The organism is Methylobacterium indicum (genome assembly GCF_017347565.1).
In the GTDB taxonomy this organism is placed as follows: domain Bacteria; phylum Pseudomonadota; class Alphaproteobacteria; order Rhizobiales; family Beijerinckiaceae; genus Methylobacterium; species Methylobacterium indicum.
Genome location: NZ_AP024145.1, coordinates 1213054 through 1225710, shown reverse-complemented (window position 1 = coordinate 1225710; position 12657 = coordinate 1213054). Strand labels below are relative to the sequence as shown.

General features: G+C 72.9%; 14 protein-coding genes. 5 read left to right on the top strand and 9 right to left on the bottom strand.

Translation table 11 applies throughout. The features are described 5' to 3' along the window. Window positions 1–15 precede the first annotated feature (15 nt). From miv_RS05615 to miv_RS05595, 5 genes are all read right to left on the bottom strand, one after another. The gene (locus tag miv_RS05615; protein WP_207183412.1) at window positions 16–1149 is read right to left on the bottom strand and encodes an AI-2E family transporter; all 1134 of its coding nucleotides are present in this window, start codon (window positions 1147–1149) and stop codon (window positions 16–18) included. A gap of 205 nt (window positions 1150–1354) precedes the next feature. Next, window positions 1355–1627 carry a hypothetical protein gene (locus miv_RS05610; RefSeq protein ID WP_048427822.1) on the bottom strand — a complete coding sequence of 91 codons (273 nt, stop codon included), beginning with the start codon at window positions 1625–1627 and terminating at the stop codon, window positions 1355–1357. A 94-nt stretch (window positions 1628–1721) separates the two neighbouring features. After that, window positions 1722–2654 (bottom strand): hypothetical protein, encoded by a 933-nt coding sequence (locus tag miv_RS05605; protein WP_207181795.1) that lies wholly within the window; start codon window positions 2652–2654, stop codon window positions 1722–1724. 210 nt (window positions 2655–2864) lie between these two features. Further along, entirely contained in the window at window positions 2865–3251 is a 387-nt protein-coding gene (locus miv_RS05600; protein WP_274534413.1) for a phasin, read from the bottom strand. Window positions 3252–3382: 131 nt separating this feature from the next. Then, the gene (locus miv_RS05595) at window positions 3383–4651 is read right to left on the bottom strand and encodes a TadE/TadG family type IV pilus assembly protein (protein ID WP_207181793.1); all 1269 of its coding nucleotides are present in this window, start codon (window positions 4649–4651) and stop codon (window positions 3383–3385) included. Window positions 4652–4908: 257 nt separating this feature from the next. On the opposite strand from miv_RS05595, the gene miv_RS05590 reads away from it, so the two are divergent. Next, window positions 4909–5322: a hypothetical protein gene (locus miv_RS05590; RefSeq protein WP_207181791.1), complete on the top strand. Its 414-nt coding sequence runs from the start codon at window positions 4909–4911 to the stop codon at window positions 5320–5322. A gap of 72 nt (window positions 5323–5394) precedes the next feature. Here miv_RS05590 and miv_RS05585 read toward each other — a convergent pair whose 3' ends face one another. From miv_RS05585 to miv_RS05575, 3 genes are all read right to left on the bottom strand, one after another. Continuing rightward, window positions 5395–5757, bottom strand: coding sequence for a hypothetical protein (locus miv_RS05585; RefSeq protein WP_244276540.1), 363 nt, complete (start codon window positions 5755–5757; stop codon window positions 5395–5397). 234 nt (window positions 5758–5991) lie between these two features. Then, window positions 5992–6876: an HpcH/HpaI aldolase/citrate lyase family protein gene (locus miv_RS05580; protein ID WP_048427826.1), complete on the bottom strand. Its 885-nt coding sequence runs from the start codon at window positions 6874–6876 to the stop codon at window positions 5992–5994. Window positions 6877–7038: 162 nt separating this feature from the next. Further along, window positions 7039–7929 (bottom strand): N-formylglutamate amidohydrolase, encoded by an 891-nt coding sequence (locus miv_RS05575; RefSeq protein ID WP_207181789.1) that lies wholly within the window; start codon window positions 7927–7929, stop codon window positions 7039–7041. A gap of 241 nt (window positions 7930–8170) precedes the next feature. Here miv_RS05575 and cpdR point away from each other — a divergent pair, with 241 nt between their 5' ends. The 4 genes from cpdR (at window position 8171) to miv_RS05555 (ending at window position 10363) form a co-directional block, all read left to right on the top strand. Continuing rightward, window positions 8171–8527, top strand: coding sequence for a cell cycle two-component system response regulator CpdR (cpdR, locus tag miv_RS05570; RefSeq protein ID WP_048427828.1), 357 nt, complete (start codon window positions 8171–8173; stop codon window positions 8525–8527). A gap of 95 nt (window positions 8528–8622) precedes the next feature. After that, window positions 8623–8880, top strand: a complete 258-nt coding sequence (gene grxC / locus miv_RS05565; protein WP_048427829.1) for a glutaredoxin 3 — start codon at window positions 8623–8625, stop codon at window positions 8878–8880. An 83-nt stretch (window positions 8881–8963) separates the two neighbouring features. Further along, complete coding sequence (locus miv_RS05560) at window positions 8964–9803, top strand: carbon-nitrogen hydrolase family protein (RefSeq protein WP_207181788.1); 840 nt, start codon at window positions 8964–8966, stop codon at window positions 9801–9803. A 74-nt stretch (window positions 9804–9877) separates the two neighbouring features. Then, window positions 9878–10363: a DUF1178 family protein gene (locus miv_RS05555; RefSeq protein WP_207181787.1), complete on the top strand. Its 486-nt coding sequence runs from the start codon at window positions 9878–9880 to the stop codon at window positions 10361–10363. A 4-nt stretch (window positions 10364–10367) separates the two neighbouring features. Here the strand turns inward: miv_RS05555 and miv_RS05550 are convergent, their stop codons facing one another. Beyond that, on the bottom strand, window positions 10368–12566 hold the full coding sequence (locus tag miv_RS05550; RefSeq protein ID WP_207181786.1) for a cation:proton antiporter domain-containing protein: 2199 nt from the start codon (window positions 12564–12566) through the stop codon (window positions 10368–10370). Window positions 12567–12657: the final 91 nt, after the last annotated feature.

Here is a 12657-nt window from a genome sequence, read left to right as displayed (position 1 = left end):
GGGGATCTCGCGGGGTCACGGCTTCGACGGGACGGGCGGGGCGGGCTCGGCGGTCGTCACCCGGGCGACCGCCGCGTCGGCGGTCAGGATCGGCGTGCCGTCGTGGTAGAGGCGGCTCTCCAGATAGCGCTTCACCCCGAACCGGGCGACCACCCCGATCGCCGCCGCCACCGGCACCGCGAGCAGGAGGCCGAGGAAGCCGAACAGCGAGCCGAAGGCGAGGAGGGCGAACATCAGCCAGACCGGGTGCAGCCGCACCGCATCGCCGACGAGCTTGGGCTGGAGCACGTTGCCCTCGAGAAACTGCCCGACGAGGAACACCCCGACCGTCAGCACCACCGAGACCCAATCGGGCGAGAACTGCACCAGGGCGACGCCGGTCGAGAGCAGGAAGCCGGTGAGCGAGCCGACATACGGGATGAAGGTCAGGAGGCCCGACATCAGGCCGATCAGCACGCCGAAATTGAGCCCGACGCACCACAGGCCGACGGCGTAGAAGGTGCCGAGCAGGAGGCAGACCAGGGTCTGGCCGCGGATGAAGGCGGTGATTGCCCCGTCGATCTCGCGGGCGAGGGTGCGGGCGGTATCCCGGTGGCGGGGCGGCACCCAGCGGTCGAGGGTGGCGATCATCCGGTCCCAGTCGACCAGGAGGTAGAACGCCACCACGGGCGTCACCACGAGCAGCGAGACGATGCCGACCACCGCCTGGCTGCCCGACCACAGCGAGCGCAGGAAGCCGAGGAGCCAGGCCACCGCCTGCCCGGTCAGGTTGCCGACGGAGGATTGCAGCTCCTGGAACGCGCCCGCGCCGCCGGCCCGCTCGATCAGGGGGCCGGCCCGCTCGGCGATGATCGCCTGGAGCTTGGCGATCATCGCCGGCAGCGAGGCGACGAGGGCGGCGATCTGGTTGGCGGCGAGCGGTACCACCACGATCAGCGCCAGGATCAGCCCGCAGACGAAGGTGGCCAGGATGAGCAGCGTCGCCGCGAGCCGCCCGAGTCCGAGGCGCTCCAGCCGGTCGGCGACGGGATCGAGGGCATAGGCCAGGGCCGCGCCCGCCACGAAGGGCAGCAGCACGTCGCGCAGCTGGTAGAGCAGGAAGACCAGCAGGGCGAGGACCGCCAGGGTGATGGCGGCCCGGCGTTGGATCGGCATCGGTGCGGAACCCCGTCCCCCCACGCGAATCCGTCGCGCCCCGGCCGGTCCGAGATGGAAGCGGTGCGCCGCACGGTCAAGCGGGGCGTGAGGGGGGAGGGCGTGCGCGCGGGGTCGTCCGGAGCGGTTCCGGGGCCGTCGCCGGAGGGCGCGGCGCTCCCGGGCGTGCCCGGGAGCAACGGGAGAGTCGCGTCGCCCGTCAGTGGCCGGCGGGGTGATCGTCGGTGGGCGTCGAGAGGCGCGCGACGTTGTTGCGGACGTGCTCGCGGTAGCGATCGATCACCGCCTCGGGCGTGCCGCCGCCGAGCAGGGTGCCGGTCGCCTCGAGGGCGGCACCGATCTTCTCGCTCACCATCCGCTGCGCCTCGACCTGGCCGGCGAGGCCGCCCCAGGCGAGCTTGACCATGCGCAGCTCGATGACCTTCTGGGATTCCATCGCGAGCATCGCGGTCGCGTACCAAGCGTCGAACATCCCGGTCTCCTTCTACTGGTGGCGGGTCGAGGCCCGGATTCGTCGCCGATCCGGGCCCGGCGACCGGCATCGGGGATGCCGGCCGGGCGTGCGGTCAGGCGGCGCGGGACCGGGACGGCACCACGGTGGCGAGACGGCCCATGCGGCGGGCGAGGTCGGTCCAGCAGGCGAAGGCGGCATCGATCGCCCGGCTCATCTCGGCGGCCTGGAGCTGCGCCAGGTCGCCCGGCGAGCGGACGGTCATGGCCGACTTCCAGAACGCCACGGCGGCCTGGCCCTCGCCCTGGAGGAAGGCCACCAGCCGGCCGTTGATCTCGATGAAGCCCTGCAGGGCGGCAAGCGGCACCTCCTGCTCCGCACCGGACGGCTTCGACGCACCGGCGGCGGAGGCCGTGTCCGGCGACGCGGCGGAGGCCGTGTCCGGCGACGCGGCGGGGGCCGGCCCCGCGGCGCTCGCGACAGCCGGCACGTCGGCCGGTGCCGGGTCTGACGAGACGGTCTGCGGGCGCGCGGTCGCCTCGTCCGACCCCTGTGGGGCGACGGGCTCGGGCTCCTGGGTCGCCGGCTCCTGCGCCGCAGCGTCATGGGCCTCGGCGTCATGGGCCTCGGCGTCATGGGCCTCGGCGTCATGGGCCTCAGCGCTATGGGCAGTCGGCTCCTGCGCGGCAGGGACCTCGGCCGGCGCCTCGTCGGCGGCAGCCGCCGACGCCTCGGCCGGTTCGACGGGGGACTCGGACGCCGCGGCCCCGGTCTCCTCGCTCACCGCGTCGGCGGGCTGGGCGGCGGGCTCCTGCTCGGCGACGGAATCCGGCGCGGCGGGCTCCGGCGCGACGACCTCGGCTGCGTCCGGCGTGGCGGGAGGCGCGACGGCGACGGTCTCGGCGGCCGTGTCGGGAGCCGTCTCGTCGGTGCCGGCCAGGCCGGTCTCGCCCTGGACGGACTGGGATGCACCATTCGGGCGCGCGGCCGTCCGCACGGGGGGACGGCGGGGCGGCTTGCGGGTCTTGTCGATGCGGCGCGTGGTCATGGCTCGGCCTCCTGGAGTAGCGGGCGCGCCCGCCCTCACCCGGTGCGGGGGGCGAACGCGCGACACCGGAGCGCCGGCAGGCTCGTCCGGGGCACCGGCGGATCGGCGCGGGCGGGGCCGGACGCGGAAGGCCCGGCGGGCCTCGCGCGGCCCGGCCCGCTGCCGTCATCGGCGCGGGGCGAGGCCTGTCGGCCCCGCCCCGTGGCGGCCTCAGGCCTTGGTCTGGGCCTTGGTCAGGTCGTCCTTGATCGACTCGGACAGGGTGGCGAACTCCTTCGCCTGGGCCTGCAGCGCGCTCATCTGGTTGCGCATGTACTCGCCCTGCAGCTCCAGCGCCTCCTTGACGTCGCGGGTGCGCACGAGCTTCTCGGCGAGGTCGAAGGTCGCGGTGGCGTGCTGCTCGGTGTAGTCGAAGCCGCGGGCCACGGCGGCGCCCATGCCGGTCTGCGAGGTCTGGGTCGAGGTCTGCACGGTTTCGGCGAGCTTGCGGGCGGAGCCCAGGAAGGTGCCGAACGCGGTGCGGGCGTTCTGCACGCCCTTCTCGGCGAAGTCGCGCATCTCGGTCGGGATCTCGAAGGGCTTCTGGGTGCTGCTCACGGGCGTGGCCTCCGGCTTGTCGCTACGCGCGCCGCCCTGAGGATTTGTGCGACGCAGCAATCACGATGCTGCAACGCAACGCAAGAGTCAACGGGTGGTCTCCGGCCGGCTTGTTGCGGACCGAGCCCGCCCTACTGCGTCAGCCGGAATTGCGCGATCGAGCGGCCGATGCTCTGGAAGGCCGGTTTCAAGTCGTCGGCCGTGATCACGTTGTAGAAGAACCCGTCCTTGCTCGCGCAGGACCGCAGCATGTCGGCATTCCCGTCGATCACCCGCACCGTGTAGATGACGATGCCGGCGGTCTTGGCGGCCGTGCAGGCGCTGAGCGTGCGGGCGTCGATGACGCTGTCGTCGACGCAGCCGGGGAGGGCGAGGAGATCGTACAGGAAGTTGCCGGTGCAGGCGACTTTCCAGCGGTTCTGCGTGTTCAGCCCGTCGGTGAGCACGATCATGACCTTCGTGACCCGGTCGTCGGCGAGGCTCGTGGCATTGGCGAGCGGCCCGTAGGGCGTCAGCGCCTCGAGACCCCAGGCCACCCCGACGGTGACGTTGGTGGCGCCGCCCGCGCTCATCGCGTCGATGGCGGCGTTGAGCGTCGCGTAGTCGGTGCCGAGGGGGCGGATCTCCGCGAGCGTCGGCTTGCCGTTCTGGAGCGAGGCGCAGCGGTCCGCGGGATAGGCGGCGGCCCCGGTCGGCTCGGCGTTCGGAGCCTGGACGTCGTAGGGCTGGTCGCGGTCGGTGATGCAGCCCTGCCAGCTCGTCGGCCCGACGGTGCCGAGCTTGCCGTAGCTGAGCCAGCCGGCGCTCGTGACGGCGGTCCCGAGATTGACCTGGGTCGAGAACGGGACCAGCGCGACCTTGGCGTCCGCCCGGCTGACCACGACCTTGTCGAGATAGGCCAGAAAGTCCTTCGCCGCCTGCTTGAGGGCCGGCAGCTTGCCGGCGTCGTTCATCGAGCCGGTATTGTCGAGGACCAGCGCCACCTCCAGCGCCCGGCCGCCGGACATCGCCTGCGACGTGCCGCTGACCACGAGCGGGGCCGGGTGCATCAGGCGCCCGAGGGTCATCTCGACCTGCGCGGTGGCGCTGACCGTCACCTGCGTGCCGGCGCGGGCCGGGGTGAAGCCGGTCACGGTCACGCCGGACTGGGGCGGGAAGCTCGCATCGAAGAAGGCCCGGGCGCGGGCGCGGAACGCCGCCTCGGAGGGCAGGGTCGGCGCCTCGCGGATGACCGCCAGCACCGCGGCGTCGGTGGCGGTCTGGAGCTTCGCCCGGACGGCGGCGGCGCGGGCGTAATCGACCCCCGCCCCGACCAGGAAGGTCACCGGGATCATCGTCAGCGCCATGATCACCGCGATGCTGCCGCGGCGGTCTGATCGGAAGCGGTCGATGAGCCGCATCATGACGGGTCCGCCCCTCCCGGCGCCGGCCTTGCTCTAACAGGACTAGGCCTAACGGATGGGGTGTTAAGCCTTCGTCCCGCGATCTCCCGGCAGGAGCGAAGGTCGCGGTAACCCAGCATCAAGGTTTCCCGCCGCGTCGCCGAGCAAGGCCGCGTTAACGAAGATCCGTCATTGTTGCGGACAGTCGTGTTCCCGGGTTCGGGACATCCTCGGCCGCCACCGGCGGCCCTACGAGTATCTGACGAGGACTGCCGATGCGCGCCCTGCGGTTCCGCCCCACGCCCGCCCTTCTCGCGGCCGGCATCCTCGGCCTCGGCACCCTGTCGGGCTGGGGCGCCTACGGGGTGTCCTCGTCGGGCAAGAGCGCCCTGCGGGCCCAGCTGGCGGAGACCGAAGGCCAGCGCGACGCGCTCGCCGCGCGCTTCAAGCAGTTCCAGGACGTCGAGGCCGAGCTGCGCGACCGTCAGGCCAAGATCGCCGCGACCCGCGACGAGATCGCCCAGCTCGGCGCGACCCGCGACAAGGCCAAGGCGCAGCTCGCCACCACGCAGCGCGACCTCGCCGCCCTGACGAAGCGCCTCGACACGGCGCGGGACAAGGTGAGCCAGACCGGCAGCATCGCCCCGGCCGCGGCGGCGGCCGAGCCGGCGAAGAAGCCCGCTCGCTGACGAAAACCCGCCGGTCGAAAGCCACCGAAGCCCGGTGACGCCGCGGGTGTCGCAGGCCGGCGACCCGGCCGCTCAGGCCGGGATGGCGTCGAGCACGGCGCCCTGCGGGTGCTGGAGCGCCGTCTCGGCCTCGCGCCGCGACAGGCTCTCGACCAGGGCGGCCCAGCGCATCCCGACCTCGTGCCCGAGGGTGAGTCGGCCCGCCTCGTCGTAGCGGCGCCAGCCGCAGCGCGACGCACCGTCGGCGCCGACCTCGTCGTAGGTCTCGTAGCGCGCCACCAGGCGGTCGCGCCGGTCGTATTCCCGGTGGAACCAGCACAGGCCGAAGACCCGGCCGCCGCGGCCGAGCATGCCGTCGCTCTCCAGCCGGTGCTCGCCCGGGATGCGGAAGATGGTCTCGAAGGCCGGGGGCTCGCAGCGCATGGGCGTCTCCATGGGCGTCTCCGTCGCGGGGGGGTGACGAGGGAGCGGCGCCGAAGGGCCGGGGGCGCCGAGGTGGGCCGGGCCTTGCGGCGGGCCGGAGGTGACGCGCGAGCCAAGGTGCCGTGGGGGGGGAGACGGTCTCGGCGCCCGCGCGTTCACTGTTCGTTAGGAATTTGTGCAGTGCGAACGTCCGGCGGTCAAGCCGGACGCACCGCGCGGTCCACCTGCCTCGGCGGCCTCGGGGCCTTACTGGCCCCGGGCGGCGATCGCCTCCGACCAGGCGACGGCGCGCCGAGCCATCGGGATGTGCTGGCGCTCGAACATGCGGCCGCTGATCTGGATCGCGCCGCGCCTGGCGTTCTCGGGCCGCTCGAAGGCCTCGATCACGCTGCGGGCCACCGCGACCTCGGCCTCGGTCGGCGCGAAGGCGGTGTTGGCGAGCGCCACCTGGCTCGGATGGATCAGGGTCTTGCCGTCGAAGCCGAGGATGCGGGCCTGCTCGCATTCCTCGCGGCAGCCGTCGAGGTCGGAAAAGTTGTTGTAGACGCCGTCGAGGATCGTCAGCCCCTCGGCCCGGGCGCCGGCGAGCGCGGTCATCAGCCAGGGCATCATCGGGGCGCGGCCGGGGACGATCTGGGTCCAGGTGTCCTTGGCGAGGTCGTTGGTGCCCAGCACGAAGCAGGTGAGACGGGTGCCCGGGTTGCGCCGCGCCGCCGCGATCGCCTGGATGTTGAGGATCGCCGCCGGGGTCTCGATCATCGCCCAGATCTTGATGCCGGCGGGCGCGTCGAGGGCCTCGAGCCGGTCGGCGATGTTCTCCAGCACCGCCGGCGAGGAGACCTTCGGCATCAGGATCGCGTCGGGCCCGGCTTCGATCGCCGCCCGCAGGTCCGCCTCGCCCCACGGAGTCTGCGGGGCGTTGACCCGGATGATCAGCTCCCGGTCGCCGTAGCCGCCCTGGCGCACCGCGGCGCAGACCTGCTCGCGCGCCACGTCCTTGGCGTCCGGGGCGACCGCGTCCTCGAGGTCGAGGATCAGCGCGTCGGCCGGGAGGCTGCGCGCCTTCTCGAGGGCGCGCAGGTTCGAGCCCGGCATGTAGAGCACGCTGCGGCGCAGGCGGAGGTCGATCATCGCGGGCTTCCCCAAAGTTCGCGTAAAAGAGTTTCACGCAGGAGTCTTGCGCCCCGGACCCGCGAGGGGAGCCGCGGGGCCGCGTCGCCGCCCTGCTTAGCCGATCGAACCGGCCGCGCCAGCCCGGCGATCGTCGGACGACGAAAGGGGACTTCGCAGGTTCTATTCGGCGGCGATGCGCCGGGGGCCGAGGTCGAGGGCGGCGTGCCCCAGCGTCTCGGCCACTCCCGTCAGGACCCGCGACAGCGCCTCGAAGCCGGGCCGGGGCAGGAGCTTGCGCTCGTCCATGTAGAGGGCGCGGTTGACCTCGATCTGCAGGGCGTGGCGGCCTTGCGCCGGCTCGCCGTAATGCTCGGTGACGAACCCGCCCGCATAGGGCTTGTTGCGCACCACCCGCAGGCCGTGGCCGCGGAAGGCGGCCTCCGCGCAGTCGATCAGGTCGGGCGCGCAGGCGGTGCCGAACCGGTCGCCCAGCACCACGTCGACCACCGGTCCCTCGTCGCGCGACAGGCTCGTCGAGGGCATCGAGTGGCAGTCGATCAGGACCGCGTGGCCGAAGGTCCGGGCAGTGCGCGCCACCAGCTCCTTCAGGGTCCGGTGATAGGGCTTGTACAGCTCCTCGATGCGCGCGAGCGCCTCCTCGACCGGAAGCCGGCCGCGGTAGATCTCCTGACCGTCCGCCACCACCCGGGGCACCGTGCCGAGGCCGCCCGCCACCCGCATCGAGCGCACGTTGACGAAGGGCGGCAGCCGCCCCTCGAACATCCGCGGGTCGAGCTCGTAGGGCTCGCGGTTGACGTCGAGATAGGCGCGCGGGAACGAGGCGCGCATCAAAGGGGCGCCGAGCCCGACGACGGGCGCGTAGAGCCGGTCGACGAAGGCGTCCTCCGAGCGGCGCAGGGCCATCGCGTCGAGCCGCGAGGCCGCCACGAAGGAGGCCGGGTACACCGCTCCCGAATGGCCGGTATTGTAGACGAACGGCAGGGTCTGCCGCTCCGGCTCGTCCACCTGGAAGGGCGGGGCGAACAGGCTGGCGGGAGAAGCTCGGCTCATCCGGACGTGCCGGGGCGGGGGGCGGGATGCGATCGCACCATCATCATCCGGCTAATCTGGCGCCCCGGCCCGGGCCTGTCCACTGCCGCGCGGCCCCGGGGCGGCCGGATTCCGCCCGACGATTCCGCTCGACGATTCCACCGTGGACGGAGCGGCTTGGCGGCGCGGCGTCAACACTCTGTTTACCACGACGCCGCTTTATGGAATGAACGCTCCGAATCGGTATCCGGGACTTTCGTTCATGAAGATCCTCCTCGCGGAAGACGACAACGACATGCGTCGCTTCCTCGCCAAGGCGCTCCAGAACGCAGGCTACGACGTGGCCTCGTTCGACAACGGGCTCTCGGCCTATAACCGCCTGCGCGAGGAGCCGTTCGAGCTCCTGCTCACCGACATCGTGATGCCCGAGATGGACGGCATCGAGCTGGCGCGCCGCGCCACCGAACTCGACCCCGACATCAAGGTGATGTTCATCACCGGCTTCGCCGCCGTGGCGCTCAACCCCGATTCGAAGGCTCCGAAGGACGCCAAGGTCCTCTCCAAGCCCTTCCACCTGCGCGAGCTGGTGACCGAGGTCGAGAAGCTGATGGCGGCCTGATCCGGACGTCCGGGGGCCGCCGTGCAGGCGCCGCTGGCGTGCCGATCCGCCGGCGCCTATATCGGGTGACGTAACCCAGCAGCGCGAGCCGACGGATGCAGCCGGTCACGATCTACACCACCAGCTGGTGCCCCTATTGCTCGGCGGCCAAGTCGCTGCTGAAGGAGAAGGGCGCCGCCTTCACCGAGATCGACGTCGAGGCCAAGGCCGGCGCCCGCAGCGAGATGGTCGGGAAGGCCGGCGGGCGCACCAGCGTGCCGCAGATCTTCGTCGGCGAGACCCATGTCGGCGGCTGCGACGACCTCTACGCCCTCGACCGGTCCGGTCGCCTCGAGCCGCTGCTCGCCGGCTGATCCTCCGGCCGGGCGGGGCCCGCTCTAGCGGAGCGGGGGCTCGACGGCGTAAGCTTCCCGGATCGTCCCGGAGTCCGCCGCCCATGACCGCTCCCCGCTTCGTCGCCGCCTGCGTGCAGATGCGCTCCGGCCGCGACCCCGCGCAGAACCGCGACGCCGCGGTGGCGGGCATCCGCGAGGCGGCCGGGCGCGGCGCGCACTACGTCCAGACCCCCGAGATGACCTCGCTCCTGGAGCGGGACAGGCCGAGCCTGTTTCAGAAGATCCGCGCGCCCGAGGACGACGCGACGCTCGGTGCGCTGCGCGACGTCGCCCGCGAGCGGGGGGTCGTGGTCCATGTCGGCTCGCTGGCGGTGACGAACGGCGACAAGGTCGCCAACCGCGCCTTCGTGATCGACCGCGAGGGCGCGATCGTCGCCGCCTACGACAAGCTCCACCTCTACGACGTCGATCTTCCCAACGGCGAGAGCTATCGCGAATCCGCCACCTATACGGGCGGCGACCGGGCCGTCGTCGCCGACCTGCCCTGGGGCCGTCTCGGCGTCGCGATCTGCTACGACGTGCGCTTCCCCGCCCTCTACCGGGCGCTCGCCGAGGCCGGGGCCGAGATCCTGTCGGCCCCCGCCGCCTTCACCCGCCAGACCGGCGAGGCGCATTGGCACGTCCTGCAGCGCGCGCGGGCGATCGAGACCGGCTCGTTCATGATCTCGGCCGCGCAGGGCGGCCGGCACGAGGACGGACGCGAGACCTACGGCCACTCCCTCATCGTCGATCCCTGGGGCCGGGTGCTCGCCGAGGCCGACGGCAACGAACCGGGGGTGATCCTGGCCGAGATCGATATGGCCCTCGTCGCGGAGGCCCGCGCCCGCATCCCGGCCCTGCGCCACGCCCGCCCCGTGGCGGTCGAGGCGGCCCGCGCCTGACTGACACCGCACGGCGCGCCTCCAGCGTCGCATCTCCCTCGCAACGGCGCGCCCGCGCACCGATATCCGGTTCCATGATCCGCTACGCCCTGTCCTGCGATTCCGGCCACAGCTTCGAGAGCTGGTTCCCGTCGAGCGATTCCTACGACGAGCAGGCGCGCGCCGGCTTCGTGACCTGCCCGTTCTGCGACAGCGCGAAGGTCTCCAAGCAGATCATGGCGCCCTCGCTCGGCCGCGCCGTCGCCTTGCCCGCGCCCCCGTCCGATGCACCGGCCGCGGCGCCCGCGCAGGCGGTGCCGGCCCCCGCCGAGGCACCGGTGAGCCTCGTATCCGAGCCCGAGCGGCAATTGCGGGCGATGATCCGCTCCCTGCACGAGCACGTCGCCCGCACCGCCGACCATGTCGGTGCGAACTTCGCCGCGGAAGCGCGAAAGATGCATTACGGCGAGACCGAGCAGCGGGCGATCTACGGCGAGGCGAGCCTCGACGACGCCCGGGCGCTCCTCGACGAGGGCATCGCCGTGCAGCCGCTGCCGTCCCTGCCGGACGACCGGAACTGAGTCGTCAGCTCGCCAGAAAAAGCACTGAGCGGTCCGAGGCCTCCAGCACCGTTTCGGCGAGCGGCCCGAAGGACGCGGCTTCGCCGGCGCGGCGCGTGACCCCCATCACGATCAGGTCGTGGTCGCCGGCCCGGGCCTGGCGCAGGATCTCGCGCTCGGGCGAGCGGGTCGCCCGGACGTGGGTGCGCACCCGCAGCCCGGCCCGCTCGGCGAGATCGACCACCTCGCGCAGGGCCGCGGCGTCGCCCTGACGCATCCCGGCGAGCCGGCGGCCCGTCCCCCCGCCGTCGGCCAGGAAGAGCACTGAGAGCGGGGCGCTCGCGCCGCGGGCCAGGGTGACGGCGATCTCGGCACCGCGGCGCGCGGCCTGTGTGCCGTCGATCACCGCCAGGATCCTGAGCGCGGCGTCCGGATCGTCGCGGTGGGCGCCGCGGGCGGCCGCGATGGCGAGCGGCCCGTCGAACCGCTCCGCCGCGCCCGCCACCGCGTCGGTGAGGCCGCCCTCGGGCGCCACGGTGGGGCTGATGCCGACGATCAGGAGATCGTAGCCCTTGGCGGCCTCCTCGCCCACGGCCTCGGCGGCGGGCTCGGGACGAGCGTGTTCCGTCACTTCGACCAGCCCGGTCTCCTCGCCCCGGGCACCCTCCGCGGCGGTCGCCACCGCTCCCGACAGCACGGCCTCCTCGGTCGGCGTCCCGAGCCGCACCACCGTCACCGGCATGCCGCGGGAGCCCGCGACGAGGCCGGCGATCCGCGCGGCGAAGCGGCCTTTCGCCCCGTCGTCGGCGGCGACGAGCAGGCGCTCGAGCCGGGCGACGAAGCCGGTCTCCTCCGCCGCCTCGCGCTCCAGCCGCTCCTTCTCCTCGCCTTCCAGCGGCAGGCGGTGGAGGGCCCAGCGCAGCATCGGCGGCATCGCCAGGGTGGTGATCAGCGCCATCGCGACGATCATCGTGAACAGGTCCTGGCTCAGCGCGCCCATGCCGAGCCCGATCGAGGCGACGATCACCTCGGTCGAGCCGCGGGCGTTCATCCCGCAGGCGAGCGCCAGGGATTCCGGCCGCCGCAGGCCCCCGATGAGCCCGCCCGCGAAGGCGCCGGCGAACTTGCCGAGGCTCGCCACCGCGATGAGCCCGAGGGTGAGGAGCAGGAGGCGCGGGTCGCGCAGGATGGTGAGGTCGGCGCTCAGGCCCGCGAGCCCGAAGAAGATCGGCGCGAACAGGGCGGTGACGACGCCGCGCAGCTGCTCGTCGATCCGGCGCGTCAGGATCGGCGACTGGCCGACCAGCAGCCCGGCCACGAAGGCGCCCAGCACCGTGTGGACGCCGAGGGCCTGCGTGACCAGCGCCAGCACGCCCATCAGCACCAGGATCGCGGTGATCACCGCGGCCTCGCTCTTCAGGGAATCGTTGGCCCAGCGGATCAGCCAGAACACCAGGCGGCGCCCGACCGTCAGGCTGATCCCGAGGAAGACCAGGGTGCCGGCGAGGCTGCGGCCGACCTCCCACGGATCGATGGTGCCGGCCCGTGCCAGGCTGAAGATCACCGCGATGATCACCCAGCCGATCGTGTCGTCGATGATCGCCGAGGCGACGATGACCTGGCCGACGTTGCGGCGCAGGAAGTTCATCTCGCGCACCACCATGGCGACGATCTTGACCGACGAGATCGCCAGCGCGGTGCCGAGGAAGAGCGCGGTGACGAGGCGCAGCTCCGGATGCGGCAGCATCGCCTCCGGCAGGAACCAGCCGAGGAGGAAGCCGCAGGCGAACGGCACCGCGACCCCGGTGACCGAGACGCTGACCGCCGCGCGCCGGACCTTGCGCACCAGCGCGAGGTCGGTCTCCATCCCGGTCATCAGCAGGAGCAGCAGGATGCCGAGCTGGGCGATGCCGTCGAGGAGCGCCCGCTGGTCGCGCCCGGGCGGAAACAGCCAGTGCTGCGCCTCCGGCCAGACCGCCCCGAGGAAGGACGGGCCGAGCAGCAGCCCGGCGAGCAGCTGGCCCATCACCGCCGGTTGCCCGACCCGCAGCATCGCCTCGCCGAGCAGGCGCCCGAGGCTGAGGAGCAGCACGATCTGGACGACGAGAACGACCTCGGACGGGCCGCCGCCCGAACCGATCCCGGCGGCGTGCGCGCTTCCGGCCATCACGAAAGCGGCCAGGGCCAGGACGGCCGAGGCCGGGACGGGGTATGCGGGACGCATGCGCCTCACGCGGCGGGTCCGGGCCGGGCCGGAGAGAAGGTCGGTGCCACGCGGATCGCTCGGGTCCTCGCCGGATTGCGGCCGTCAACCG